We start from the raw sequence: 22,993 nt of genomic DNA on the forward strand, positions 1-22,993 counted from the left end.
TCACGGATGTTACGGATTATTGCTCACGCCGCGCTGCTGGCCAGCGCGCTCGCGCTCGCGGCCTGCGGCTTTGCCGACAGCCGCGCACCGGTGCCCGAGTTCATGCGCATGAAGGAGGCCGAGCAGCCGCCGCCCGAAGCGGCCCCCGACGTCAAACGCGTCGTGCGCGAGCAGATCGAATTCGTCTTCCTCAGCACGTCCTATCCGCGTGAGGTGCATGTCGCCTCACCCCATCGTGAGGTGCGGGGACCGGGCTGGACAGCTTGCGTCCGCGCCCAGCTCACCTCGGCGACCGGATCGCCGCTCGGGCCACAGACCTACATCGTGACCATATCGGGCGGAAAGGTGGTCGATCGCCGCCGCGCCGAAGCGGACGACATCTGCGGGTCGGAAAGCTACGAGCCGATCTAGGAAGCAGATCAAGCCGAACATCGATCCGGTTCCGGGAAAAACCTGTAATTTGGCCGGAACGATCATGGCCTCCCCTTCTTGTTACCGCCGAGGGCAGTTTCGAGGAGGACATGATGAGGACATTCACGATTGCATTGCTGGCTGGTGTCGGAGCCTTGGCAGCGGTGAGCGGCGCGAAGGCCGCCGACGTCTATACGACCAGCGAATACACCAGCCCCGATCTCGTCCAGCAAGTGCGGCTGGTCTGCGACGATTCCGGCAATTGCTATCGCACCCGCGGCGGCTCGCGCGTGATCGTGCGCGACTCCTATGCGACCATGCCGCGCGACCGCTACTATGAGCGCCGCACCTATCGCGACTGGGACGATGGTCCGCGCGGCGGCGTCGGTATCCGCGCGCCCGGCGTCAGTGTTGGCGTCGGTGTCGGCGGGGACCGCTGGTAATCAATGATGACATGACAGGCGGGACCGAACGAGACAACTCGTCCGGTCCCGCCCATGCGATTCGTGTCGCAGACGTCAGGCAGCAACTGTCTGCTGCTGGAACTGCTCGTAGGCCGCGATCGCATCCGCGGCATACATCAGCGACGGCCCGCCGCCCATGTAGACGGCCATGCCGAGCGTCTCCTCGACCTCCTCGCGCGTTGCACCGAGCTTGACCAAAGCTTCGGTATGGAAGCCGATGCAGCCATCGCAATGCGCGGCAACGCCGAGCGCGAGCGCAATCATTTCCTTGGTCTTCTTGTCCAGCGCGCCGTCGCGCGTGGCGGCCTGTGCAAGCGCGGAAAATCCCTTCATGGTGTCGGGAATGTCGCTGCGCAGCTTGCGCATGTTGGCGGAGATTTGGCGGGTGATCTCGGGGTAATTCTTGTCCATGACTTACTCTCTGCGTTTACTCTAGGTGTCGAACGGATCGGCCGGCGTGACGAAGCGCGTCAATGACGGCAGGTGAGCGACGAAGCGGGCGAGCGCCATGCCGGCACTCATCGCAACGACGAAGATGACGGCAGACACGGAGCCAAATCCGAGCGCGGTCAGCGCCGGCCCCGGACAGAAGCCCGCCAGCCCCCAACCCACACCGAAGATCGGGGGGCCTGCGATGATCCTGGGATCGATGTCGTTGCGCGTCGGAAGATAAAATCGTTCGGCGAAGTAGGGCCGCGCGAGCTTCAGGACGCGTTTGAAGCCGGTGAAAGTCACGGCCACCGCGCCGGCCATCACGAAGGCAAGGCTCGCATCCCAGGTCCCCGCCGGGATGCCGCCGACGTCGAGGAAGTTCAGGACCTTCGCCGGATTCGCCATGCCCGAGACGATCAGGCCCAGGCCGAAAATCACGCCGATCAAGAATTGAACCGGTATAGCCATCGCCATCAGTTCCAGTGCCGCATCACGAGGACCGTCGCCATGCCGGTCGCCATAAAGGTCATGGTCGCGACCAGCGAGCGCGCCGAGAGCCGCGACAGGCCGCAGACGCCGTGGCCGGAGGTGCAGCCACTGCCCCAGACCGAACCGAAGCCCGTAAGCAAGCCGCCGACAATCAAAACGACCGGATTCGCCTCGATTGTCTGCGCCGGCAGGCTTCCGGTGACGAGCAGCACGAGCACGGGCGCGGCGACGAGGCCTGCGATGAAGGCAAGCCGGCCAGGAAATTGGCGGTCCTCGTAAGGGGGAAACAGCCGCGCCGCGATGCCGCTGACGCCGGCGATCCGCCCCGTCGCCCACATCAGCAGAACGGCAGACAAGCCAATCAGCGCACCGCCAACAAGGGAGGCGATTGGCGTAAATGATGTCGAGACCATGCGACCTCCGGATCGAGCACGCCCGGCGCGGGCGGATACCTTTATTTTAGTTCTTTCGTATTTTCGAATATACTAATATATATGTCGGCCATGAAACGCAAGCTCCGCAATCAAGAGTTGGTCGCGCTTGAGGAGAAGGCTGAGGAGGCTTCCCGCCTCCTCACGGCCATGGGCAATCCGAAGCGACTGCTGGTCCTCTGCAACATGCTGGACGGCGAGAAGTCGGTCGGCGAACTCGCCGACATCGCGGGCCTGTCGTCGGCCGCACTATCTCAGCATCTCGGCAAGATGCGCGCATTGAGCCTGGTCAAACCCAGAAGGGATGGTCAGACGATATACTACAGTATCGCGAGCCAGGAAGTCCGCGCGTTGCTGGAGACGCTGTACCGCCTCTTCTGCACTCCCGGATAGGCCTCTCGCTTGCGCTAGACGCGAGGAGCGCAGGATGACCGACGACACCATCATCGAGGGACCGCTCTACGAGAAGCGGAAGAAGGTCTACCCGCAATCGGTCCACGGGCCGTTCCGTCGCATCAAATGGGCGATCCTCTGCGTCACGCTCGGGACCTATTATCTGCTGCCCTTCATTCGCTGGAACCGCGGACCCGGCCTGCCGAACCAGGCTGTCCTGGTCGACTTGCCGCATCGCCGGTTCTATTTCTTCTTCGTCGAACTGTGGCCGCAGGAGGTCTATTACTTCACGGGCCTGCTCATCATTGCCGCCATGGTGCTGTTCCTGATGAACGCGGTGGCCGGTCGTATCTGGTGCGGCTACATGTGCCCACAGACGTTATGGACCGATTTGTTCTATGCAGTGGAACGCTGGGTCGAGGGCGACCGGCGCGAGCGCATGCTGGGCGACAAGCGCTACTGGACCTTTGGTCACATCCGGAAGGTCGCAACCAAGCACTTTCTCTGGATCATGATCGCCTGGTGGACCGGCGGCGCCTGGGTGCTCTATTTCGCCGACGCGCCGACGCTGGTGAAGGAGCTCGCCACCTTCCAGGCGCCGTTCATCGCCTATCTCTGGATTGGCATCCTGACCGCAACGACCTACGTCTTTGCAGGTCACGCCCGCGAGCAGATGTGCATCTACATGTGTCCCTGGCCGCGCATCCAGGCGGCGCTGACCGACGAATGGGCGCTCAACGTCACGTATTGCCGCGACCGTGGCGAGCCACGCATGTCGGTGAAGAAGGCGCAGGTCGCCCGCACCCATGGCGACATCGCGGGCGACTGCATCGACTGCCACCAGTGCATCAATGTCTGCCCGACCGGCGTCGACATCCGGCACGGCATCCAGCTCGGCTGCATCCAATGCGGCCTGTGCATCGACGCCTGCGACAACGTGATGCGGGAGATCGGCCGGCCCGCCGGCCTGATCGGCTACGATACCGACATCAACATGCAGCGCCGGAGCGAGGGCAAGGCGCCGATTTACCGCATCATCCGCGCGCGCACCCTGATCTATACCGCGGCCATTGCCATCGCTGGCGGCATCATGCTCTACGCGCTCGCCACGCGTGCGACGATGGACGTCAACGTGCTACACGAGCGCAATCCACTCTTCGTTCAGCTCGCCGGTGGCGGCGTCCGCAACGACTACACCCTGCGCATCCTCAACAAGGGCGAGCAGCGGTCGTTTGCGCTCGAGGTCTCCGGCCTGCCGGGCGCGACAATTCGCGTCGCCGGCATCGAGGTTGGAGCTGACGGCAAGCCCGTCGTCGAGGTCGGGCAGGATCAGACCCGCGAGGTCCGGCTGTCGGTGCAGGTCGGCCCGGCCCAGCTGCCGCAGACCTCGCGCGACATCGACATCGGGATCACCGACACTGCCGGCGGCGGACGAGCAAGCGCGCGCGACCATTTCGTGCCGGGTGACCGATAGCCAGCTGTCTCCCGCTGCATGCCAGGCCTATCGCAGCTGAAAGATGCGGCGGAAAGCTTGCTTGCGGCCATCCTTCGAGACGCCCGCCTGGGGCGGGCCCTCAGGATGAGGTCGCGGTTTGCGGCGAGATTTCAGACCCTCATGGTGAGGAGCCCGCACAAGCGGGCGTCTCGAACCATGCAGGCCGAGGTCGTCCGGCAGCCTTCTGCCACCCTATGCAATCGCCATGCGGCGGCTCGTGGCCGCATGCTCAACGGGACGTTAATATTACCACTCGAATTGAAGCGGCGTCCCAACGGTATTTTCCAATCTTTGCGCTAAGCATGGCCTCCTGAACGGGGACGACGGGACGTGGTCGATATCGCGCACCAGGCTGCGATCAATCCGGCATCGGCAAAGCATGCCGCGGCGGCGCGCGCGCGTGTCCCGCTTACGGCGATCGAACCCAGCCAGTGGCGCGCACTCGCGCAGCGCGCGATCGAGCCGAACGGATATTACCTGCCGGGCTGGGAGCTCGCTGTCAGCGCAACCGCGCGCGGCCGCACCGATGCCTCGGCGCTTTCCGCATGCGATGGATCGCGGCTGATCGGGCTGATGCCGGTGATCTCGCTCTGGCGGGCATGGAAGATCCCCCTGCCCGCGCTGGTGAGCGCGCATCCCTATGGTACGCTGTGCAGCCCGCTGATCGACCGCGATGCCCGGATCGAGGCAGCGGCGCGCCTGTTGCAGCAGGCCCGCGCGGCCGGAGCGCATGCGCTCGTGCTGAACGATGTCGCGCTCGATGGGGCGGCAATGACCGCCCTCAACCAGGTTCTGAATCGCGACGGCCTGAAGCCGCGCCTCCTCAACTCCTACATCCGCGCCAGCCTCGACGCGACCCAGGACGGTGAGACGCTGCTTCGCGATGCGCTCGGCACCAAAAAGCTCAAGGAGCTACGCCGCCAGCGCCATCGTCTCGAAGAACACGGCGCGGCCGTGTTCGACGTCGCGCGCAGCCCCGACGAGATCAGGCCGGCGCTCGAGACATTTTTGCAGCTCGAAGCCAGTGGCTGGAAGGGCAAGCGCGGAACCGCGCTGGTCCAGCATGCCGGCGATGCAACCTTCATCCGCCGCGCCGTTCCCGCGCTGGCAGAAACCGCGCAATGCGAGATCGTCACCCTTCGCGCCGGCGCGACGCCCGTGGCCGCCGGCATCGTACTGCGCCATCAGGACCGCGCCTTCTTCTTCAAGCTCGGCATCGACGAGCGCTTCGCAAGATATTCGCCGGGCGTGCAGCTTACGCTCGAGCTCACCCGCCGCCTCTGCGCCGATCCGGCCATTGCCAGCGCGGATTCCACCGCGAGCGCCGATCACCCTATGATCAACCCGATCTGGCGCGGGCGTTTCGCCGTCGGCGACGTGCTGATACCGTTGCTGCGGAACGACCCCATCGTCGCGCTCGTTCACGGAGCGCTCGCGGCGCACGGCACCGCCTACGCGGCGGCGCGCCGCGCAGTTCGCCTGCTTCGTAAATAGGATAGCTCCTACTCCGCCGCCTGGGCGTTGATCTCCGCCGAGACCTCGCGGATGGCGCGTGCGAGCATGTTGGGATCCTGCGCGCCGGAGACGGCGTATTTCTGCGCGAACACGTAGGTCGGGACGCCGGAGATGCCCTTCTCGGCGGCTTCCTGCGCGTCCGCCGACACGCGCGCGACGTCCTCGTCGGTCACAAGGCGCTTGCGCACGTCGTCGGCATCGAGGCCGACATCGGCAGCCGCCTGCACCAGCACGTTCAAATCGGTGAGGTCGCCGCCGTCGCGGAAGTAGAGCTCCATCAGGCGCTGCTTCATCTCGGGCGCCTTGCCGATCGCCTCCGCCCAGAGGATCAGGCGGTGGCAGTCGGTGGTGTTGGGCTGACGCGCGACAAGCTCGGGCCGATAGACGAGCCCCTCTTCGCCCGCGGCCGCAACGACGCGTCCCGCAATGCCCTTATAGGCCTCGACCGAGCCGAACTTCTTGGTGAGATACTCCTCCCGGCTGATGCCCTCGGACGGCACCCAGGGATTGAGGAAGAAGGGACGGAAATTGAGCTTGACCGGAACGTCGGGCACCAGCGCCAGCGCGCTCTCGATCCGGTGCTTGCCGATATAGCACCAGGGGCATACCACGTCGGAGACGACGTCAATCTGGAGCGGCTTTAGGGTGCTCATGAGCGCCTCCTTCGGGCGTTGCGGGTTGTGCCCAAAGATAAGCCGAACCCATTCCGAGGCAAGGCCGCTAGCTCATAGCTGCTGCCATTTGTCGGAGCCGCTCGGCAGTGCGCTCGTCGGCCGGGAAGAAGGTTTCCAGGGCCAGCTCCGACAGCGTGATATCGACCGGCGTACCAAACACCATGGTGGTGGAGAAGAAACTGAGTATCTCCCCGTCATGTCGCAGCTTGAAAGGGATCGCGACATTGTCGCTCGACAGCGGCGCCGCGCGCGCCGGGATCGGATAGCTCTTCAGGTCGTTGTACAGCTTGATCAGCTCGGGATCGGCGGTCGCCTCGCATTGCCGGTGCAGCCGCTCCAGCAGATGTCCGCACCATTCGGCGAGATTGACCGTGCGCGGCGCCAGAGCCTCGGGATGGAAGGCAAGCCTCAGCACGTTGAAGGGCTGACCGAGCAGTCGCTGCGGAATGCCGGCGAGCAGCGGCGCCAGCATGCGATTGGCCGAGACCAGATTCCAGTGGCGGTCATAGGCCAGCGCCGGATTGGGCTCGTGCGCCCTAAGGACGAGGTCGATCGCCTGGCGGGCTGATTTCAAGGCGGGATCCTCCAGCGGGCGCTGCGGAAAGGCCGGGGCGTAACCGGCTGCGACCAGCAGCACGTTGCGTTCGCGCAAGGGCACGTCGAGGCGCTCGGCTAATCTGAGCACCATGTCGCGCGAGGGTGCGGCGCGGCCGGTCTCGACGAAGCTCAAATGCCGCGCCGAGATTTCGGCCTCGCCGGCGAGATCGAGCTGGCTCATGCGGCGGCGCTGCCGCCATTCGCGCAGATGGTCGCCGATATGGACCGGCTGGCTGCGTTCGGCCTGTGCCGTGGATGCATGTGCGGTCATGGTCGAAAACCTAGCACGCAGATTTCGGCCCTTCCATTACGTCGGAGGTAATCGAATTGGGCCTCGGGCCGGCGCATCTTGGGTCGCAACAGGAGACGACCATGATCGCACTGCTGCTCTACCGGACCGTCGCAGACCACCTTGTTCCCTGGGCCATGGCACTCGCAACCCGGATGCTGGCGCGCGGCCTCAACATGCCGGAGCCGCTGGTGCATTCGACCGGCGACTATGTCGTCGCGCAGGTCACAGCCTTCGAGCACAGCGTCGGCAGGAGCCTCTGCCCGTTCCGCCTCGCCCGCCTGCTCCGCGCCTGGTGGCGCGGATTGCACTGACTTTCACCTCGAGCCCAACCCAACCATGGAGACCACGATGATTGACGCATCCACCTTGCTTCGCCGCGCGCTTCTTGCCGACGCGATCTTCAGCGGCGTCGCCGCTCTCGGTTTCACTTTCGGCGCCAGCGCGTTCGCGTCGCTGTTCAACCTGCCCGAAGCGCTGCTGCGCGAGACCGGCCTGTTCCTGATCGCCTACACCGCGCTCGTCGGTTGGCTCGCCTCGCGCGGCTCCGTGGCAAAGCCGCTGGTGCTGCTGGTCGTGGTCGGCAACGCGGCCTGGACGGTCGGCAGCATCGCGCTGCTGCTCTCGGGCGCGGTGTCGCCGAATCTTGCCGGCGAGCTCATGGTCGTGGCGCAGGCGATCGCGACCGGCGTGTTTGCCGAACTGCAATATGTGGGATTGCGCAGGAGCGGGAGTATGCTGGCTGCGTGAGGCCGCATCACTCGCTGTCGTCGCCCGGCTTGACCGGGCGACCCAGTATTCCAGAGGCAGTCGTCGCATACGAAAAGGCCGCGGCGTACTGGATGCCCCGCTTTCGCGGGGCATGACAGTTGTGCCAGAAGCTCGAACTCAGGCTACGCCCGCGCGCGCCCGTTGGCTTTGCCAACAGCGACGCCGTTGAGCTTCTTCTTTTTGGCGGGCTTTGCCCCCGCCTTCTGCGCTTTACGCTCCGCGCGCGCCCTCACCTTGGCGCGCTCGGTCCGCGCTTCGGCGCGCAGCTTCTTGCGCTTCTTCTCGCAAGATTCGCACTTGCAGCCGATCGGCTTCAGATAGGCTTTGAAATAATCAGTGCCGTAGTCGTAATTGATCTCCTCGCCCGGCTCGATGTTCTTGATAGCGCGGATGAAGACCTTGCGCTCGCGCGGCCGGACGTCGGATTCGGCGTTGGGCCGGCACGAATGGTTGATGTAGCGCGCGAGGTTCTTGCGCACCGAGCCGTCGATCGTCCAGCGGCCGTTGAGCTCGAACAGGTACTTGTTCTCGATGTCGTCGTGCTCGGGAATCCGGGAGTCCAGGATCGGTCCGTAATAACGGATGATCCGGGTGCCCTTCTTGATCGGCTTGGTGGCGAAGAGGCCGAGCCCGGTCTTCGAGCGGCCGACGCGATAAGGTTTGTTCGACGAGGTGGCTGGCATGATCACGAAAAACGAGGACGCGAATGAGGCTGAAAGAGCCCAAGCGAAGCCGCCCTTCTAGAACGATTCCGCGCCGCTGTCAGGTGTCTGTCGAGACTGTTTGAACCTTGCCCACAATCAAGACGTCTGATGGTACGGAGTTCCCGCTCGATCAAAGGCGTCGTCATGTTCCGCATCACCACCGCAGGCTTGGCCATACTGCTCCTGGCCATGTTGCTGATGTGCAGCGGTCTCGACCGCGCCGACGCCCAATCCGTGGGCAGCCAATATACCTCGACGGCCCCGAAGGATTGCCACCAGATCGGCAAGCCCAGCGAGCTAGACGGCAGCACCACGCGGGTCTGCAAAGGCAAGGATGGCCTCGAGATCCTGATCGCCGAGGACGACCTTCGCGAAATCGTCTCCGTCGGCCGCAATCGCAGGGCTGCGGCCGAGGAACCGGCGGCAAAAGTCTGGTTCGCCCCGTTCAACTCGTCCGAGACCACCGTCGAATGGCGCACCGCGGCCGCCAGGCCGTTTGCGATCATCCAGCGCTGGCACATCGCCGATGGCACCGATCCCGACAAGGAGGAGCGGCCGAACACCAAGGCCATGCTGATCGTGACCCGGCTGCCACCCGGCCCCGTCTGCCATGTCGCCTATGTCGACGCGATCGCCAACCCGAACGCCAATGAGCTCGCGCGCAAGGCCGCGGACGAGTTCGCCCGCAGTTTTACCTGCGGCAAGGACGAGGTGAAGATCATCGGCGCGCGCGGCCGAGCCGTCGAGCTCGCGACGATGCGCTAGGCCACCGTCTTGGCGCGACCGTCGCACGGGTTGCGTTCGTCCCGACCGAATCAGGGGCCCGGCGGCTTCCCCGTCACGGGCGACATCAGCATCGCCTCGAGCAGTCGTTCGGGAGTCGTGCCCTCGGGCAGGCGCCCCAGAATATCCTCCAGCCGCCCATCGAGCAGCAGCATGGTAAAACCATGTACCATCGACCACGCGCGCGCGATCGCGGCGCCCTGATGGAGCGTCAGCGCGTCGCCGCTGATCTGCTCCTGCCGCATCATGCCGACGGCATTGGCGAGCCCGGCAAAGGACGCCTCGGCGGCCTCGTGCAGCGACGGCCTGGAATAGTCGAGGCGCTCGGTGCGGAACATGATGCCGTACATGCCGGGATGAGCCTGGGCATAGGCAACATAGGCTTTCGGCCGCGCCAGCGCGCGCTCGATCGGGGTGGTGGCGGAGTCGGAGGACGACGCCATCGCCGCATTGAACTGGCGGAAGCCAACCGCCGCGAGCTCACTGAGAAGCCCGGTGAGGTCGCCGAAATGATGGGTGGGCGCGGCATGCGAGACGCCCGCCTCGCGCGCCACGGCGCGCAATGTCAGGCCGGCGAGCCCGTCACGCTCCAGCACCCGTTCGGCGGCCTGGAGCAGCGCCTCGCGCAGCGCGCCATGGTGATAGGGCGCCTCGGCCTTGACGCTCGCCGTCCGTCGCGCGAGGCGCGCCGGGGCGCTCGCCTTCTTTGGGGTGCGCGCACCGCGCGCGGTTGCTGTCCTGATTTCGCTCTTGCCCATAGGCCAGCTATAAGACGCAATATTTACAGTGTAAAGATTTCACTTGACCAGAACTCCTCGTACGACTATTTGATCTTTACGATGTAAAGATGAGGGAGGATACGCCGTGCAGCAGGACGCCGTTGCCGAACGCCGCCACAATCTCGGTCCGATTCCGTTCGAGGCCGACGCGCCCTTCCTGAAAATCATCGGTGAATTGCCGCGCGAGCTGAACGGCACGCTCTATCGCAACGGCCCCAATCCGCAGTTCGAGTCGCCCGTCGCGCACTGGTTCGTCGGCGACGGCATGCTGCACGCCTTTCATCTCGAGAACGGGCGCGCCAGCCATCGCAACCGCTGGATCCGCACGTCGAAATGGCTGGCCGAGCACGATGCCGGCCGCGCGTTGTTCGGCGGCTTTGGCCGCAAGCTGCCGGATACCCCGGCGAACCTGACCGACGGCGGCGTTGCGAATACCAACATCATCTTCCATGCCGGCAAGCTGCTTGCGTTGGAGGAGTTGCATCTGCCGACCGAGATCGAGCCCGGTACGCTGGCGACGCGCGGCTATCACAATTATCAAGGCCGCATCGCCGGCACCTTCACCGCGCACCCGAAGATCGATCCCGTCACCGGCGAGCTGGTGTTCTTCGGCTACAATGCGGCGGGACCGCTGACGCCTGCCCTCTCCTACGGATCGATCGATGCGTCCGGCAAGGCGACGCGCTTCGAACGTTTCGAGGCGCCCTATGCCAGCATGGTGCACGACTTCATCGTCACGGAAAACCACCTGCTGTTTCCGATCCTGCCCCTCACCGGCAGCATGGAGCGCGCGATGAGCGGGCGGCCGCCCTATGCCTGGGAGCCGGACAAGGGCGCCTATGTCGGCGTGATCAAGCGCAAGGGCAGCGCGAAGGACATCGTCTGGTTTCGCGCTGAGGCCTGTTACGTCTTCCACGTCATGAATGCATGGGAGGAAGGTGACCGCATCATCGCCGACGTCATGCAGTTCGAGGAAGCACCACTGTTCACGCATCCCGACGGCACGCCCACCAATCCCGAGAAATCCTTCGCCCGCCATTGCCGCTGGACGTTTGATCTTGCCGGGAATACCGACCGCTTCCAGCAGACCTATCTCGACGATCTCACCGGCGAATTCCCGCGCATCGACGACCGCCGCGCCGGATTGAAGAGCGGTCACGGCTGGTACGCCTGCGCCAATCCGACGCTGCCGATGTTCGGCGCGTTGTCCGGCGTCGTCCATGTCGATGGCAAGGGCAAGCGCCTCGGCCATTATCTGCTGCCGGCCGGCGACACCATTTCTGAACCGGTCTTCGTCCAGCGGTCGAAAGATGCGGCAGAAGGCGATGGCTGGCTGCTGGCGGTGGTCTGGCGCGCGCGGGAGAACCGGAGCGACCTCGCCGTGTTCAACGCTGGAGATATCGAGGCCGGTCCCGTGGCGCTGGTGCAGCTCGGACATCGCGTGCCCGACGGTTTTCACGGCAATTGGGTCGGCGCGCAGTAGCTGCTCCTCGTCATCACGGATGCCACCAAAGAGGTCTCTGATGCACATGCCATCGAGCACTGCGGACTATCTCGTCCTGGTCCTGATCTGCGCCGCCCTCACACTTCAGATGATCCAGCCGCGGCGGAGCGGCCAAACCGTCTTCAACGGCGGTATCTTGCTCGCCCTCGTCCTCTCGGTCGCCTGTGCGTTACCTGCGCTGTCCTACCTGCCCTGGGCCGGATTCATCGACGAAATGGCCGACCAAGCCGTTGCAGCAATTCAATTTTTGGAAGTCGCTTACGTCATTTTGACACTGTAAAGATTTTGCTTGACCCTGCTCCGCCCGTGACTTATTGATCTTTACATCGTAAAGATAAGGCCTGACCGAGGCGGACCATGGCGATTTTCCTGATCCTCGCGCCCTACGGCGCCTTCACCTTCCTGATGCTGATGACATCGGCCACGATCAGCGTATTCGTGGCCTCGGCAATCTGTCTCGCCACCGTCGCGATCGATGTCGTGCGCGGTCGATCGGTGAAGATCCTGGCGATGAGCTCGGCGCTGCTATTCGCCGCAATCGGCATCCACCTCGCGCTGTTCGATCCGGCGCTCGGCACACTCGGTGTCAAGCTGTCGGTCGACATCGGCATCTTCGTCATCTCGCTCGGCTCGATGCTGGTCCGCCGTCCATTCACGCTGCAATACGCGCTGGAGGCCGTGCCGGCCGAGACCGCGGCAATGCCCGGCTTTCTCTACGCCAATTACATCATCACCGGCGCATGGACCGCGGCTGCGCTGCTGATGGCGGCCGCCAATCTCGTGCTGCTCTATGTCCCCGGCCTGCCGCTCTGGTCGAGCCTTGCGGTCGCCTTCGCCGCCCGCAACAGCGCGATGTACTTCACAAAATGGTATCCCGAATATCGGCAGATCAAGTACGGTCCGCCGGCCAGCGCATTGCCCCACACTCGCTGAACAGGATCGACGATGAAGGACGTATTCGCCCGCCTCGCCTCCGACCTCTTCTCCGCCATCGTCTTCCTGGTCATCTACCTCGTGACCGACAACGTCGTCCTGGCAACGTCGGTGGCGATTGCCGGAGCGATCGCGCAGGTGATCTACGCGCGCGTCAAGGGGCAGCAGGTCAATTACATGACCTATGCGAGCGTCGCGCTCGTCGTCGTGCTCGGCACGATCACGCTGCTGACCAACGATCCCCGCTTCATGCTCGCAAAGCCCTCGATCGCGCATTTCGCGATCGGCGCCATCATGCTCAAGCGCGGCTGGATGCTGCGCTACATGCCCGCGATCGTCGTAGAGACCGTTCCGGAATATGTGACGGCTGCAGGTTATGCCTGGGCTGCGCTGATGTTCGTGATCGGCGCCGGCATGATCGCCGTCGCCTCCACAGGCGATCTGAAGCTGTGGGCGTTCTACATCACGGTCGTCGCGGGCGGCGCCAAGATCCTCGCTTTCGCCGTGCAATATGTCGTGCTCCGTCTCATCGTCACCAGCCGACGGCGCGCCGCCGCCCGCGCCTAAATGCCTCCGACGGAGCGTTAGGCGCGAGCGGCGAGTTGCGCTATACGCTCGGCCGGGACTGGCCCGCGGATCGTCGCGGTCCGCCGGGATCTTGGGAGACGCGAATGGCCGTCGACGGCAACTGGACTCTGACCCTGACAACCCCCATGGGCGAGCGCAAGGCGACGCTGCGCCTGACGGCTGCCGGCGGCACGCTCACAGGGACGCAGGGTGCGGAAGGCGATACAGCCGAGATATTCGACGGCACCGTCAGCGGCGATGCCGTCAACTGGAAGGTCTCGATCACCAATCCGATGCCGTTGACGCTCGAATTCATCGGAACCGTCTCGGGCGACAGCATGAGCGGTGAGATGGGCATCGGCCCGATGGGCAGCTTCCCGTTCACCGGCACGCGCGCCTAAGCCGCGCGTCAACCGTGCGCGCGCTCGGTCTCATCGCGGCGACGATCCTGTGTGTCGCGGCACAAGCGGCGCGCGCGGACGACGCCGAACCGGCGTGGCAGGCAAGCGCGCTCGCCATGCTACCGGCAGGCTATGTCGCCGGCACGGCCTATCGAACCGAAGGTTCGACGGGCTACCTCGCCGTCTATCCGATCTCGTCGAACGATCCGAAGTCGCCTGCAAGCGTTTTCGGCGCGCGCCAGGCTCTTGTGGTCGCGCTGACGTCGGATGCGACGCGCGCAGTCTCGGCCGCATTGAAGCCGCGTAGCGGGCCGGATCCTGACAACGACGACACCGAATTCGCAAAGCTGCATGCCGATCTCGCCGCCAAGCGCTCGACGCTTCCCGACGGTACCGAGCCCTGCGATTTCGGCGCATGGTCCGTCGACAAGGATCCTGATGGCCTCAACGTGCGTGCCGAACCATCGACCAAAGCGCGTGTGCTCGGCACGCTTCCGCCGCCCTACCTGCTCAAGCTCGGCGGCAGCGAGAACACGCCGGATGGCGGCTGGCTCACCGAATTCCGCATCATCGGCTTCAAGAACGGCTGGTTTTTGATCGAAGGCGCCAAGCCGCCCGGCAGGGACTACGAGGACGACAAGAAATATCCGCGCAGCGCGCCTAAGCCCTACGCCGGACGCGGCTGGGTCGCCTCCAACAAGGTCGGCGCGTCCTACGCAAATGGCGCGACACGCATGGGCGGCCTGTTCCAGGCGCCCTTCGTCGACGCGAAATGGATGCCGGCCCAGCGCGAGCTCGGCGGCCCGATCGACACCGATGGCGGGCCGAAGCACATCTTTGCTTGCAGCGGCCTCTGGGGCCTCGTCGCAAGCGAGGACGGCGTCTGCGGCTGGTGGCGCGGGCTGTGCTCCAATCAGGTCACGAATTGCAGTTAGCCTGCGGCCCATCCTTCGAGACGCCCGCCTCCGGCGGGCCCTCAGGATGAGGTCATGTTTCGCGGCGAGATATCAGACCCTCATGGTGAGGAGCCCGCCAAAGCGGGCGTCTCGAACCATGCAGGCCGAGCTCTTCCGGCACTCCGGAGCGAGGCGAAGAGCTAGCCCAGATTCAGCTCCTTGAAGAAGTCGTTGCCCTTATCGTCGATGATGATGAACGCCGGGAAGTCGACGACCTCGATGCGCCAGATCGCTTCCATGCCGAGTTCGGGATATTCGAGCACCTCCACTTTCTTGATGCAGTGCTCGGCAAGATTCGCCGCGGCACCGCCGATCGAGCCGAGATAGAAGCCGCCATATTTCTTGCAGGCCTCGCGCACGGCCGGCGCCCGGTTGCCCTTGGCGACCATCACCATCGAGCCGCCGGCGGCCTGGAACTGATCGACGAAGGAATCCATGCGGCCAGCGGTGGTGGGGCCGAACGCACCGGAGGCGTAGCCCTCGGGCGTCTTGGCGGGGCCGGCGTAATAGACGGGATGGTTCTTGAAATAGTCCGGCAGCGGCTCGCCCTTGTCGAGCCGCTCGCGCAGCTTGGCATGCGCGGAATCGCGCGCGACGATCATGGTGCCGGTCATCGAGACCCGCGTCTTGGTCGGGTACTTCGAGAAGGTGGCCAGGATATCCTTCATCGGCTGGTTGAGATCGATCTTGACGACCTCGCCGCCCAGCGACTGCTCGACCTCAGGCAGATACTGCGCCGGGTTGTGCTCGAGCTCTTCGAGATAGACGCCGTCCTTGGTGATCTTGCCGAGCACCTGGCGATCGGCCGAGCAGGACACGCCGAGCCCGATGGGGAGCGAGGCGCCATGACGCGGCATGCGGATCACGCGGACGTCGTGGCAGAAGTATTTTCCGCCGAACTGCGCGCCGACGCCGAGCGACTGCGTCATCTTCAGAATTTCCTGCTCCATCTCGAGATCGCGAAACGCGTTGCCGTCGGGCGAGCCGTGGGTCGGCAGTGCATCGAGATAGCGAGCCGACGCCAGCTTCACCGTCTTCATGCAGAGCTCGGCCGAGGTGCCGCCGATCACGATGGCGAGGTGATAGGGCGGGCACGCCGCGGTGCCCAGCGTCAAGACCTTCTCCTTCAGGAAGGCGAGCAGCCGGTCCTTGGTCAACACCGAGGGCGTGGCCTGGAACAGGAAGCTCTTGTTGGCGGAGCCGCCGCCCTTGGCCATGAACATGAACTTGTAGGCGTCATCACCTTCGGCGTAGATCTCGCACTGCGCCGGCATGTTGTTGGCGGTGTTCTTCTCCTCGTACATCGAGAGCGGCGCGACCTGCGAGTAGCGCAGATTGCGGCGCAGGTAAGCATCGCGCGCGCCTTCCGACAGCGCCGCCTCGTCGTCACCATCGGTGATGACGTTGCAGCCCTTCTTGCCCATGATGATCGCGGTGCCGGTGTCCTGGCACATCGGCAGCACGCCGCCGGCGGCAATGTTGGCGTTCTTGAGGAAGTCCAGCGCGACGAACTTGTCGTTCGGGCTCGCCTCGCCATCCTCCAGGATCGCGCGGAGCTGCTTCAGATGCCCCGGCCGCAGATAGTGGTTGATGTCGCCAAAGGCCGCTTCCGACAGGGCCCGCAGCGCCTCCCGCGACACCACCAGCATGTCCTTCCCCAGGACCTTCTCGACCCGCACGCCCTCGGCCGTGATCTTCTTGTAGGGCGTCTCGTCCTTGCCGAGCGGAAACAGCGGCGTGTGCTTGTAGGGCGGAACGGGCTTTATGGGGTCGGGGAAGGCGGTGGGAGCGTTCATGGGCTGGAATCTCGGGGTTTTGGAGCCCTCGTATGGGCCCCTTCCATAGAAGCGTTCTAAGCTTTTTTGCCGCAAAGGGAAGGCGCTCTGGTGCGGTCGGGGCATCCCGATTCGGCGACATGGCGACCTATTTTCGGCGGCAGTCGACGGACACGAGGCCCTCATCATGCCGGTGAAGACCCTGGGTGCACCCCTTGCGCTATGCGCGGGACGACGGTTGAATGCGCCTCTAAGGGGCTTTTCATCATGACATTGAACTTGCACGTCCGCGGCGCGATCCTGGTCGCCGCCGCCATCACCGGCCTTGTGACCCTCGCCTCGCCCGCGCGCGCAGACCGCTGCGACGACAGCGCCAAGGAGCTGGCGAACCAGGTCGATCGCCTCAAGGTGAATTTCCGCGCAGCCAATGTCGTCTACTTGACTCATCCCGCGGCCAAGGAATTGTCCGTGGCTTGCCGTGGCGACAAATATTCGATCGAGCTCTATGCCAAGGGCGATCGCAAGCCCAAGCCGGAGTTCTTTGCGCTGGTGGGGTCGATGGCGGCGATCGTCTTCACCGTGACCAAGGACGATACGACGACGGGCGCGACACGCTGCCTGAAGCGGATGGGGCTCTTGCGCGGCGACAAGATCAGCATGCGTTACCGGCGTCTCAACATGGAATGCACCCGCACCAAGACGGATGCGTCCATCGCGATCACGCGCGGCAAGGACGAATAGGCGGGGCGACCCCTCGCTCTTTCCACGCACTCCGTCATTGCGAGCGCAGCGAAGCAATCCAGACTGTCTCTGCGGTGACAGACTGGATTGCTTCGTCGCAAGGGCTCCTCGCAATGACGAGGAGAGGTCCGAGAGCACATTCCACCGCACCGGATCCCTCGCATTTTAACGATTGGCTTGAAGGAAATTTCGCTCCTCGCGGCGCAGGGTCAATTGTTTCCATGTGTGAGGATTTGTGGATGAGCGTTTCTACCGTTTCGCCGCCGCCGATCGCGATCGTGGTGCCGAGCTACGACACGACCAAGCAGCAGGACGATCAGATCAAGACCAAAGACAACGACCCGACCTATAAGCCGCCGCCGCCTGCGCCGCTGCCGCCGGGTCAGGGTACGCGGATCGATCAGCTCGCCTGAACAGCCGCGTCGAAGATGAAATGCCCGATCCGGTCGATCGGGCTTTTCGCGTGTCCGGCCGCAACTTCGCCGGATAGCGGGGCCAATATTGTGCGCGGCTACCCTGAGACCTGCGCATGATCGCAAGACTCCTGTTGCAGAGCACGATCACCACCGCCGCCATGGGCGCGCTGCTGTTCGCGTCCGCGGACACCCTGCATTGGCCTTCGGCCTGGGTGTTCCTCGCGACCTCCGCCCTGCTCGGCCCGCTTTGCGGCTGGTGGCTTTACCGGGTCGACCCCGCACTGCTCGCCGAACGTCTGCGGCCGGTCCTGCAAAAGGACCAGCCCGCCGCCGACAAGGTGTTCATGACAGTCTTCGTCGTCGCGATGCTGGTCTGGCTGGCGGCGATCGGGCTCGACCGGCGTACGCTGTCCTCCGACGTGCCGATGGCGCTGCAGATGCTCGGCTTCGCCCTGTTCCTGCTCTCGACGCTGTTCATCCTCTGGGTTTTCCGCGAGAACTCATTCGCGGCGCCCGTGGTGAAGCTGCAGGCCGAGCGCGCGCAGCACGTGATCTCGACGGGGCCCTATGCCCATGTGCGCCATCCCATGTACAGCGGCATGATCCTGTTCTTCGCCGGCGTGCCGCTGCTTCTGGGCTCGTGGTGGGGACTTCTGATGGTGCCGCTGTTCCTCCTCTTGTTTGCGGTCCGCATTCGCATCGAGGAGCGCACGCTGCGCGAGGGCCTGCCGGGCTATGCCGATTATGTGACGCGCGTGCGCTATCGCCTGCTGCCTGGCCTGTGGTGAGCGCGCGCATCACTCTGCTGTGCTTTAACCATCCAACTCGCGGTAGCGGCGGAAGATGCCCTGCTCGTTAAAGACAATGCGGCGCCCGCTATCGAGATAGGCCTTGATGTTCCGCCGCTCCGCGACGCGGTCGTGCAGATCGACCAGGCCCGGGATATCGGTCTCGAACGCCTTCATCCGCTTCGGAAACGCATAGCGCAGCCCCGCGACGATCTGGAACAGCGAGAGATCGACATAGGTCAGCCTGCGGCCCGTGACATAGGCACCGCCATTGTCCTCAAGGAGCTGCTCGAAATAGCCGAGATATTTCGGCACGCGCTCGCCCCAGAAGTCGGCGGTGCGCTTCTTTGCCGGCGGTTTCTGATCTTCGTAGTAGAGCGAGGGCCCCAGCGGATGATGGGTGTCGTGAATCTCGACCACGAAATCGGTGATCGTGAGCTGGAGCTGATGGACCCAGAGTTGACCGGCCTCCGACTTCGGGGCGAGGGCGTGGCGGGCGCCCAGATAGAGCAGGATGTTCGCGGTCTGGCCGATGACGAGCTTACCGGCTTTGAGGAACGGCGGCGCAAAAGGCGGCGTGCCCTTGTGCGCGTCCATCATCTTCATCATCGCAGCTGTGCCGCGTGGGCCACGCGCCACGTCGACATAACCCGCGCCCGCCTCCTCCAGCGCCAGCCGCACATATTCACCGCGGCCCTGGATCTCGGGCCAATAATAGAGCTCGTATTTCATGAAAGGGGTCCGTGAGCGTGGAAGCGACAGGACCAATTTATCACGCGCGACAAGGTTCCGTAAGGATGAGGCTGAACGGCGGCACCACACGCTCCGTCATTGCGAGCGCAGCGAAGCAATCCAGACTGTCACCCTGGAGCGACTCTGGATTGCTTCGTCGCTGCGCTCCTCGCAATGACGGCAGCCTCAATTCGATGCGAAGCAATACAGCAGCCCGTCGCCGCCGGTGCTCTTCAGATCGGCCTGCGAGCAGCCGCCATCGGGGCCGCGCGAGGGATGCGAGCTGTTCCACGATTTCGACGGCTCGTCATCGCGCAGGCCTTGACGATCGGCGTGGCCGACAACCGCCGCGCCTTGCGTGCTCGACGTCCAGTTCTTGCAGGTCTTGTCGTCACCCGCGGGAAATGCGCTGCCGTCGGCTTGCGAACCCGTGAGGATGTCGTGCCGGTTCGGCGTGTCGCCGCGGCCGTTGATGACCTCGCCCTTCTCGCTGAGCGCGGTCTGCTTGGTGAGGTTGTTGGCCGCCCCGTGCAGGTCGGCAACGTCCTTGGCGATCACAGCACCCTTGGCGTTCTGCCACGGTCCCTTGCCGATGCGGTCGCGCGCGTTGACGGCCGGCTTGCCGTCGGCGGCCTGCGTGGAGAGATAAGCGCGCCAGGTTTTGCTGCCGGCGCCGCCGGTCTGGGCCAGCTTCTGGCACTGCGCATCGGCCCCCTCCAGGCCGCCGAGATCGGCGCCTTTGCCAGGACCATTGGAAGTCACGAAGAACGTCATGTCGGCCGACTGCGCCTGCGCCGATGGCGCCGCAAGCAAGGCCGCAGCGAGCGCGAGGCCTGAAATCGTCACGGATCTCTCAATGCGGGTCATCCTGTCCTCCCTTTGTGTTGTCGTTGGCCGCCAGATTTCAACCCGACGCAGGCCCGCTTATTCCGACGTCGCAATGCGAGACGCCCAAAAGAGCAAGGCGCCGTGCAAGAAGCACGATGCCCTGGCTTTTCATGTCGTCTGCGATCAGTTGGTCAGCGGGATCGCCGACGATTCCCAGCCGCTTCCCGACTGCCATGTCGATTAATTGCTTCCCGGGACAAGGGTGCCGGGCGAGCATACCAAATGGGCCGATCCTCAAGTGATCGTCCAGGGGAGGACGCGGGGGACTGTGGCGGGACCGTTCAGGGCGGTATCCGCGATCACATCGGGGCTGCGCAGGGCGCGGCGCAAGGGGGAGATCGTCATGCACCGGACCACCATCCGCCCAATCACGACAATTGCCGGCCGTGCCACCCTTTGCTGCCTTGCCATCGGTCTTGCCATCGGTCCGAACTGCGCCTTGGCCGCGGAACTGCTCAAAGCCCGACTTGCGCAAAACCTCGGACCGATCTCCGGCATTGCGATCGTCGCCAAATCGAAGGGAATCTTCGAAAAGAACGGACTGGACATCACAGTCTCGAACTTCACGTCCGGCAAGCAGTGCCTGGACACGGTGATCGGGGGCGGCGCCGACATCGCGACCACGGCCGAGGCGCCGGTCACCGCTTCGGCGATGGCAAACCAGCCCATCGCCTTCGTCGCCGGCATGGAATATTCCGACCTCAAGACGGTCGTCGCGGCCAGGGCCGGCGTCAAGACCAAGGCCGATCTTCGCGGCAAGCGAATCGCCTTCACGGCCGGGACCGGCAGCGAGGTTTACACGGCGACTTTGCTGAAGTCGGCGGGATTGACTGCCAAGGATGTCACCCTCGTCAACCTGCGGCCCCAGGAAATGCTGCCGGCACTTGCAGCCGGAAGCATCGACGCGATCGACACCTGGGAGCCCCACGTCGCCAACGCGAAGAAGGCCCTGGGCGAAGCCGTCGCTGAGCTCGATACAACGGGCACTTACTCCGAGACGTTCAACATCGTCGTCATGAGGCCCTATCTGGATGCCAACCCTGCGCTGGTCGAGAAGTTCATCGCCGCACTGATCGATGCCGAGGTCTGGATGAAGGAACACCCGGATGAAGCGATCACGACAGTGGCGGACGCGGTTGGAATGAAGCGGGACGAACTCGCGCCCATCTGGGCCGACTATGTTTACCGGGTGCGTCTCGACGACCGGCTGATCGAGATTCTCAAGACCCACTCCGCATGGCGCCTCGAGAGCGGCAACCATCCTCCGGGAGCGGCGATGCCCGACTTCAGCAAGGTCGTCGTCACCGAGCCACTGAAAAAGGTCGATCCCGCACGCGTCACCCTGTCGTGGAAATAGGCACCCGCGCGGCCATGCAGGAAGCCACTTCAGCGGGACGCGATGTTGCCATCCGCACTGGCGGTCGCGCTCGGCGGCCGAATTCAGTTCGGCTTCGCCGTCTCAATATTCTGGTCGGGGCGCTTTCGCTTCCCTTGTTCATTGGGCTCTGGGAACTTGTCTCCCGTTCCGGAACCGTCAACATGGTGCTGTTTCCGCCGCCCACGGTGGTTGCTGCGGCCGTGCTTGAATGGATCCGAAGCGGACAGTTCTTTAGCGATCTGTTGGCCAGCCTCTTTCGCGTCACCACGGGATTCATCATAGGCGGCGCACTCGGCATCCTGCTCGGTGTTCTCACCGGCCAATTCCCCGTTATCTCGAGCTTGCTGTCCCCGCTATTCCATATCTTGCGGCCAATTCCGCCGATTGCGTTCGTGCCGATCGTCATCCTCTGGTTCGGCCTGTCGGAGGCGGGAAAATTGTTCCTCGTCGTATGGGGCGTATTCTTCACGGTATGGCTTTCGACTCACATCGGCGTGCAGAAGGTCGACCGTGGCCTGATTCGGGCGGCGTTGATGCTCGGCACGCCCCGACGGCAGATGCTGCAGGAGATCGTGCTGCTGGGCGCGCTTCCCTACATTGTGGTCGGGTTGCGCACCGCCGTCAGCATCTCCTTCTATACGCTTGTCGCGGCTGAACTGGCCGGCGCTTTCGCCGGCATCGTCTACAGGATCGAGATTGCGCAGCAGAATTTGCAAACGGGCCAGGTCATGGGCGGGCTCGCAGCGCTCGGGTTGATGTCGTTCATCGCCGACCGGCTGTTTGCGGCTCTTGCCGAACGTATCGTCTGGTGGCGCTGATGTCGGGATCTCGATCGGGCATGAAACTGGCGCTGGCAAGTTCGCCTGCCTCCGTCGAATCGGCCCGAAAACAACCGGCCATTCAAGTCTCGAACCTGAGCATCGTCTTCGACACCAAGCGCGGGCAAATGATTGCGGTCGATCGCGTTTCGTTTGACGTGGCGCCTGGCGAGTTCGTTTGCATCGCCGGGCCCTCCGGCTGCGGCAAGTCGACGGTGCTCAATACGATCGCCGGGCTGGAAGTGCCGTTCGAAGGCGAGATCCTGGTCGAGGGCGCGCCCGTCTACAGTCCGCGTCCCGATGTCGGCATGGTGTTCCAGCAGCCGCATCTCTTTCCCTGGAAGTCCGTCCGCAGCAACATCGCCCACGGCCCCAGGATGCTCGGGAAGTCCAAGACGGAAGCGTATGCCATCGCCGACGATCTGATCGCGATGGTTGGCCTCAAGCGTTTCGCCGACGCTTATCCGAACACGCTGTCCGGCGGCATGCAACAGCGCGTGGCGATCGCGCGAGCGCTGGCCAATCAGCCCCGTGTGCTGCTGATGGACGAGCCCTTCGGGGCGCTCGACGCGCAGACCCGCGCGGTGATGCAGGACAATCTGCTGGCGCTGCGCGACCGGATCAAGGCGACAATCGTATTCGTGACGCATGATATCGATGAAGCCATCGTGCTGGCCGACCGCGTTCTCATCATGAGCGCGGGACCCGGCCGCATCCTGCGCGAAGTCGCGGTCAAGCTGCCGCGCCCACGGTCGAGTTCTGTCATGGTCGAGCCAGCTTATCTGTCGCTCAAGAAGGATTGTCTCGACGTCATCCGCGCAGAAGGGTTGCGGGCGTTCAATCAGTCGGACGCGGACTGATGACGCGGA

The 22,993-nt window shown here is 64.2% G+C and carries 31 protein-coding genes; 21 read left to right on the top strand and 10 right to left on the bottom strand.

Features of this window, described 5'->3' with window-relative positions:
* The first annotated feature begins 6 nt into the window (after nt 1-6).
* Together FXB41_RS35440 and FXB41_RS35445 are read left to right on the top strand one after the other, a co-directional pair.
* Nucleotides 7-411 carry a hypothetical protein gene (locus FXB41_RS35440; protein ID WP_219685018.1) on the top strand — a complete coding sequence of 135 codons (405 nt, stop codon included), beginning with the start codon at nt 7-9 and terminating at the stop codon, nt 409-411.
* Between the two features lie 110 nt (nt 412-521).
* The gene (locus FXB41_RS35445; RefSeq protein ID WP_035994586.1) at nt 522-854 is read left to right on the top strand and encodes a hypothetical protein; all 333 of its coding nucleotides are present in this window, start codon (nt 522-524) and stop codon (nt 852-854) included.
* 75 nt (nt 855-929) lie between these two features.
* Here the strand turns inward: FXB41_RS35445 and FXB41_RS35450 are convergent, their stop codons facing one another.
* The 3 genes from FXB41_RS35450 to FXB41_RS35460 are packed head-to-tail and all read right to left on the bottom strand — an operon-like array spanning nt 930 to nt 2,209.
* Nucleotides 930-1,286: a carboxymuconolactone decarboxylase family protein gene (locus tag FXB41_RS35450; RefSeq protein ID WP_007602197.1), complete on the bottom strand. Its 357-nt coding sequence runs from the start codon at nt 1,284-1,286 to the stop codon at nt 930-932.
* A gap of 21 nt (nt 1,287-1,307) precedes the next feature.
* Nucleotides 1,308-1,775, bottom strand: coding sequence for a DUF6691 family protein (locus tag FXB41_RS35455; RefSeq protein ID WP_219685019.1), 468 nt, complete (start codon nt 1,773-1,775; stop codon nt 1,308-1,310).
* 5 nt (nt 1,776-1,780) lie between these two features.
* Nucleotides 1,781-2,209, bottom strand: coding sequence for a YeeE/YedE family protein (locus tag FXB41_RS35460; RefSeq protein ID WP_007602194.1), 429 nt, complete (start codon nt 2,207-2,209; stop codon nt 1,781-1,783).
* Between the two features lie 90 nt (nt 2,210-2,299).
* Here FXB41_RS35460 and FXB41_RS35465 point away from each other — a divergent pair, with 90 nt between their 5' ends.
* The 3 genes from FXB41_RS35465 (at nt 2,300) to FXB41_RS35475 (ending at nt 5,609) form a co-directional block, all read left to right on the top strand.
* Entirely contained in the window at nt 2,300-2,620 is a 321-nt protein-coding gene (locus FXB41_RS35465; protein WP_007602193.1) for an ArsR/SmtB family transcription factor, read from the top strand.
* 34 nt (nt 2,621-2,654) lie between these two features.
* A complete protein-coding gene (gene ccoG / locus FXB41_RS35470) occupies nt 2,655-4,094 on the top strand; it encodes a cytochrome c oxidase accessory protein CcoG (protein WP_219685020.1) in 1,440 nt (479 codons plus the stop codon).
* A 351-nt stretch (nt 4,095-4,445) separates the two neighbouring features.
* Nucleotides 4,446-5,609 (top strand): GNAT family N-acetyltransferase, encoded by a 1,164-nt coding sequence (locus tag FXB41_RS35475; RefSeq protein ID WP_219685021.1) that lies wholly within the window; start codon nt 4,446-4,448, stop codon nt 5,607-5,609.
* Between the two features lie 8 nt (nt 5,610-5,617).
* Here FXB41_RS35475 and FXB41_RS35480 read toward each other — a convergent pair whose 3' ends face one another.
* Nucleotides 5,618-6,283: a DsbA family oxidoreductase gene (locus tag FXB41_RS35480; RefSeq protein WP_219685022.1), complete on the bottom strand. Its 666-nt coding sequence runs from the start codon at nt 6,281-6,283 to the stop codon at nt 5,618-5,620.
* A gap of 67 nt (nt 6,284-6,350) precedes the next feature.
* A complete protein-coding gene (locus FXB41_RS35485; protein WP_219685023.1) occupies nt 6,351-7,172 on the bottom strand; it encodes a helix-turn-helix domain-containing protein in 822 nt (273 codons plus the stop codon).
* Nucleotides 7,173-7,273: 101 nt separating this feature from the next.
* On the opposite strand from FXB41_RS35485, the gene FXB41_RS35490 reads away from it, so the two are divergent.
* Both FXB41_RS35490 and FXB41_RS35495 read left to right on the top strand, forming a co-directional pair.
* Nucleotides 7,274-7,504 (top strand): hypothetical protein, encoded by a 231-nt coding sequence (locus FXB41_RS35490; protein WP_219685025.1) that lies wholly within the window; start codon nt 7,274-7,276, stop codon nt 7,502-7,504.
* A gap of 37 nt (nt 7,505-7,541) precedes the next feature.
* Nucleotides 7,542-7,940: a hypothetical protein gene (locus FXB41_RS35495; RefSeq protein WP_007602185.1), complete on the top strand. Its 399-nt coding sequence runs from the start codon at nt 7,542-7,544 to the stop codon at nt 7,938-7,940.
* Nucleotides 7,941-8,083: 143 nt separating this feature from the next.
* Here the strand turns inward: FXB41_RS35495 and FXB41_RS35500 are convergent, their stop codons facing one another.
* Nucleotides 8,084-8,644: an SET domain-containing protein gene (locus FXB41_RS35500; RefSeq protein ID WP_219685026.1), complete on the bottom strand. Its 561-nt coding sequence runs from the start codon at nt 8,642-8,644 to the stop codon at nt 8,084-8,086.
* A gap of 165 nt (nt 8,645-8,809) precedes the next feature.
* Between FXB41_RS35500 and FXB41_RS35505 the strand changes: the two genes are divergently transcribed.
* Complete coding sequence (locus tag FXB41_RS35505; protein ID WP_219685075.1) at nt 8,810-9,430, top strand: hypothetical protein; 621 nt, start codon at nt 8,810-8,812, stop codon at nt 9,428-9,430.
* Between the two features lie 50 nt (nt 9,431-9,480).
* Here FXB41_RS35505 and FXB41_RS35510 read toward each other — a convergent pair whose 3' ends face one another.
* Nucleotides 9,481-10,206 (bottom strand): TetR/AcrR family transcriptional regulator, encoded by a 726-nt coding sequence (locus FXB41_RS35510; RefSeq protein ID WP_219685027.1) that lies wholly within the window; start codon nt 10,204-10,206, stop codon nt 9,481-9,483.
* Between the two features lie 106 nt (nt 10,207-10,312).
* On the opposite strand from FXB41_RS35510, the gene FXB41_RS35515 reads away from it, so the two are divergent.
* From FXB41_RS35515 to FXB41_RS35540, 6 genes are all read left to right on the top strand, one after another.
* Nucleotides 10,313-11,710, top strand: coding sequence for a carotenoid oxygenase family protein (locus tag FXB41_RS35515; RefSeq protein WP_219685028.1), 1,398 nt, complete (start codon nt 10,313-10,315; stop codon nt 11,708-11,710).
* 40 nt (nt 11,711-11,750) lie between these two features.
* Nucleotides 11,751-12,011 (top strand): hypothetical protein, encoded by a 261-nt coding sequence (locus FXB41_RS35520; RefSeq protein WP_219685030.1) that lies wholly within the window; start codon nt 11,751-11,753, stop codon nt 12,009-12,011.
* Between the two features lie 77 nt (nt 12,012-12,088).
* The gene (locus tag FXB41_RS35525; protein WP_219685031.1) at nt 12,089-12,664 is read left to right on the top strand and encodes a hypothetical protein; all 576 of its coding nucleotides are present in this window, start codon (nt 12,089-12,091) and stop codon (nt 12,662-12,664) included.
* 12 nt (nt 12,665-12,676) lie between these two features.
* Nucleotides 12,677-13,231, top strand: coding sequence for an inner membrane-spanning protein YciB (locus FXB41_RS35530; protein ID WP_007602177.1), 555 nt, complete (start codon nt 12,677-12,679; stop codon nt 13,229-13,231).
* A 104-nt stretch (nt 13,232-13,335) separates the two neighbouring features.
* Complete coding sequence (locus FXB41_RS35535) at nt 13,336-13,632, top strand: hypothetical protein (protein WP_219685033.1); 297 nt, start codon at nt 13,336-13,338, stop codon at nt 13,630-13,632.
* Between the two features lie 14 nt (nt 13,633-13,646).
* Entirely contained in the window at nt 13,647-14,567 is a 921-nt protein-coding gene (locus tag FXB41_RS35540; protein ID WP_219685034.1) for an SH3 domain-containing protein, read from the top strand.
* A 161-nt stretch (nt 14,568-14,728) separates the two neighbouring features.
* On the opposite strand, the gene FXB41_RS35545 is transcribed toward FXB41_RS35540, so the two are convergent.
* Nucleotides 14,729-16,384, bottom strand: coding sequence for a fumarate hydratase (locus FXB41_RS35545; protein ID WP_219685035.1), 1,656 nt, complete (start codon nt 16,382-16,384; stop codon nt 14,729-14,731).
* Nucleotides 16,385-16,630: 246 nt separating this feature from the next.
* On the opposite strand from FXB41_RS35545, the gene FXB41_RS35550 reads away from it, so the two are divergent.
* The 3 genes from FXB41_RS35550 to FXB41_RS35560 all read left to right on the top strand — a co-directional run bounded on the left by FXB41_RS35550 (nt 16,631) and on the right by FXB41_RS35560 (nt 18,308).
* Nucleotides 16,631-17,104: a hypothetical protein gene (locus FXB41_RS35550; protein WP_219685036.1), complete on the top strand. Its 474-nt coding sequence runs from the start codon at nt 16,631-16,633 to the stop codon at nt 17,102-17,104.
* 239 nt (nt 17,105-17,343) lie between these two features.
* Nucleotides 17,344-17,517 (top strand): hypothetical protein, encoded by a 174-nt coding sequence (locus FXB41_RS35555; protein ID WP_007612258.1) that lies wholly within the window; start codon nt 17,344-17,346, stop codon nt 17,515-17,517.
* Between the two features lie 116 nt (nt 17,518-17,633).
* Nucleotides 17,634-18,308 (top strand): methyltransferase family protein, encoded by a 675-nt coding sequence (locus FXB41_RS35560; protein WP_219685038.1) that lies wholly within the window; start codon nt 17,634-17,636, stop codon nt 18,306-18,308.
* 24 nt (nt 18,309-18,332) lie between these two features.
* On the opposite strand, the gene FXB41_RS35565 is transcribed toward FXB41_RS35560, so the two are convergent.
* Both FXB41_RS35565 and FXB41_RS35570 read right to left on the bottom strand, forming a co-directional pair.
* On the bottom strand, nt 18,333-19,040 hold the full coding sequence (locus FXB41_RS35565) for a glutathione S-transferase (RefSeq protein WP_219685039.1): 708 nt from the start codon (nt 19,038-19,040) through the stop codon (nt 18,333-18,335).
* Between the two features lie 186 nt (nt 19,041-19,226).
* Nucleotides 19,227-19,907: a lectin gene (locus FXB41_RS35570; RefSeq protein ID WP_219685040.1), complete on the bottom strand. Its 681-nt coding sequence runs from the start codon at nt 19,905-19,907 to the stop codon at nt 19,227-19,229.
* Here FXB41_RS35570 and FXB41_RS35575 point away from each other — a divergent pair.
* The 4 genes from FXB41_RS35575 (at nt 19,897) to FXB41_RS35590 (ending at nt 22,984) form a co-directional block, all read left to right on the top strand.
* The gene (locus tag FXB41_RS35575) at nt 19,897-20,112 is read left to right on the top strand and encodes a hypothetical protein (RefSeq protein ID WP_219685041.1); all 216 of its coding nucleotides are present in this window, start codon (nt 19,897-19,899) and stop codon (nt 20,110-20,112) included. The genes FXB41_RS35570 and FXB41_RS35575 overlap by 11 nt on opposite strands.
* A gap of 159 nt (nt 20,113-20,271) precedes the next feature.
* Nucleotides 20,272-21,285: an NrtA/SsuA/CpmA family ABC transporter substrate-binding protein gene (locus tag FXB41_RS35580; protein ID WP_219685042.1), complete on the top strand. Its 1,014-nt coding sequence runs from the start codon at nt 20,272-20,274 to the stop codon at nt 21,283-21,285.
* Between the two features lie 182 nt (nt 21,286-21,467).
* On the top strand, nt 21,468-22,124 hold the full coding sequence (locus FXB41_RS35585) for an ABC transporter permease (protein ID WP_240543214.1): 657 nt from the start codon (nt 21,468-21,470) through the stop codon (nt 22,122-22,124).
* Between the two features lie 20 nt (nt 22,125-22,144).
* Nucleotides 22,145-22,984: an ABC transporter ATP-binding protein gene (locus FXB41_RS35590; RefSeq protein WP_007602161.1), complete on the top strand. Its 840-nt coding sequence runs from the start codon at nt 22,145-22,147 to the stop codon at nt 22,982-22,984.
* Nucleotides 22,985-22,993 lie beyond the last annotated feature (9 nt).

Source organism: Bradyrhizobium canariense, from assembly GCF_019402665.1.
In the GTDB taxonomy this organism is placed as follows: Bacteria; Pseudomonadota; Alphaproteobacteria; order Rhizobiales; family Xanthobacteraceae; genus Bradyrhizobium; species Bradyrhizobium canariense.

Coding starts and splice junctions, on each gene's coding strand:
- FXB41_RS35455 (WP_219685019.1), bottom strand. CDS start 1,775: ATGGCTATACCGGTTCAATTCTTGATCGGCGTGATTTTCGGCCTGGGC.
- FXB41_RS35460 (WP_007602194.1), bottom strand. CDS start 2,209: ATGGTCTCGACATCATTTACGCCAATCGCCTCCCTTGTTGGCGGTGCG.
- FXB41_RS35480 (WP_219685022.1), bottom strand. CDS start 6,283: ATGAGCACCCTAAAGCCGCTCCAGATTGACGTCGTCTCCGACGTGGTA.
- FXB41_RS35535 (WP_219685033.1), top strand. CDS start 13,336: ATGGCCGTCGACGGCAACTGGACTCTGACCCTGACAACCCCCATGGGC.
- FXB41_RS35575 (WP_219685041.1), top strand. CDS start 19,897: ATGCGGGTCATCCTGTCCTCCCTTTGTGTTGTCGTTGGCCGCCAGATT.
- FXB41_RS35465 (WP_007602193.1), top strand. CDS start 2,300: ATGAAACGCAAGCTCCGCAATCAAGAGTTGGTCGCGCTTGAGGAGAAG.
- FXB41_RS35560 (WP_219685038.1), top strand. CDS start 17,634: ATGATCGCAAGACTCCTGTTGCAGAGCACGATCACCACCGCCGCCATG.
- FXB41_RS35530 (WP_007602177.1), top strand. CDS start 12,677: ATGAAGGACGTATTCGCCCGCCTCGCCTCCGACCTCTTCTCCGCCATC.
- FXB41_RS35490 (WP_219685025.1), top strand. CDS start 7,274: ATGATCGCACTGCTGCTCTACCGGACCGTCGCAGACCACCTTGTTCCC.
- FXB41_RS35590 (WP_007602161.1), top strand. CDS start 22,145: ATGAAACTGGCGCTGGCAAGTTCGCCTGCCTCCGTCGAATCGGCCCGA.
- FXB41_RS35440 (WP_219685018.1), top strand. CDS start 7: ATGTTACGGATTATTGCTCACGCCGCGCTGCTGGCCAGCGCGCTCGCG.
- FXB41_RS35495 (WP_007602185.1), top strand. CDS start 7,542: ATGATTGACGCATCCACCTTGCTTCGCCGCGCGCTTCTTGCCGACGCG.
- FXB41_RS35585 (WP_240543214.1), top strand. CDS start 21,468: ATGGTGCTGTTTCCGCCGCCCACGGTGGTTGCTGCGGCCGTGCTTGAA.
- FXB41_RS35445 (WP_035994586.1), top strand. CDS start 522: ATGATGAGGACATTCACGATTGCATTGCTGGCTGGTGTCGGAGCCTTG.
- FXB41_RS35450 (WP_007602197.1), bottom strand. CDS start 1,286: ATGGACAAGAATTACCCCGAGATCACCCGCCAAATCTCCGCCAACATG.
- ccoG (WP_219685020.1), top strand. CDS start 2,655: ATGACCGACGACACCATCATCGAGGGACCGCTCTACGAGAAGCGGAAG.
- FXB41_RS35545 (WP_219685035.1), bottom strand. CDS start 16,384: ATGAACGCTCCCACCGCCTTCCCCGACCCCATAAAGCCCGTTCCGCCC.
- FXB41_RS35505 (WP_219685075.1), top strand. CDS start 8,810: ATGTTCCGCATCACCACCGCAGGCTTGGCCATACTGCTCCTGGCCATG.
- FXB41_RS35510 (WP_219685027.1), bottom strand. CDS start 10,206: ATGGGCAAGAGCGAAATCAGGACAGCAACCGCGCGCGGTGCGCGCACC.
- FXB41_RS35500 (WP_219685026.1), bottom strand. CDS start 8,644: ATGCCAGCCACCTCGTCGAACAAACCTTATCGCGTCGGCCGCTCGAAG.
- FXB41_RS35565 (WP_219685039.1), bottom strand. CDS start 19,040: ATGAAATACGAGCTCTATTATTGGCCCGAGATCCAGGGCCGCGGTGAA.
- FXB41_RS35570 (WP_219685040.1), bottom strand. CDS start 19,907: ATGACCCGCATTGAGAGATCCGTGACGATTTCAGGCCTCGCGCTCGCT.
- FXB41_RS35485 (WP_219685023.1), bottom strand. CDS start 7,172: ATGACCGCACATGCATCCACGGCACAGGCCGAACGCAGCCAGCCGGTC.
- FXB41_RS35555 (WP_007612258.1), top strand. CDS start 17,344: ATGAGCGTTTCTACCGTTTCGCCGCCGCCGATCGCGATCGTGGTGCCG.
- FXB41_RS35525 (WP_219685031.1), top strand. CDS start 12,089: ATGGCGATTTTCCTGATCCTCGCGCCCTACGGCGCCTTCACCTTCCTG.
- FXB41_RS35550 (WP_219685036.1), top strand. CDS start 16,631: ATGACATTGAACTTGCACGTCCGCGGCGCGATCCTGGTCGCCGCCGCC.
- FXB41_RS35520 (WP_219685030.1), top strand. CDS start 11,751: ATGCACATGCCATCGAGCACTGCGGACTATCTCGTCCTGGTCCTGATC.
- FXB41_RS35580 (WP_219685042.1), top strand. CDS start 20,272: ATGCACCGGACCACCATCCGCCCAATCACGACAATTGCCGGCCGTGCC.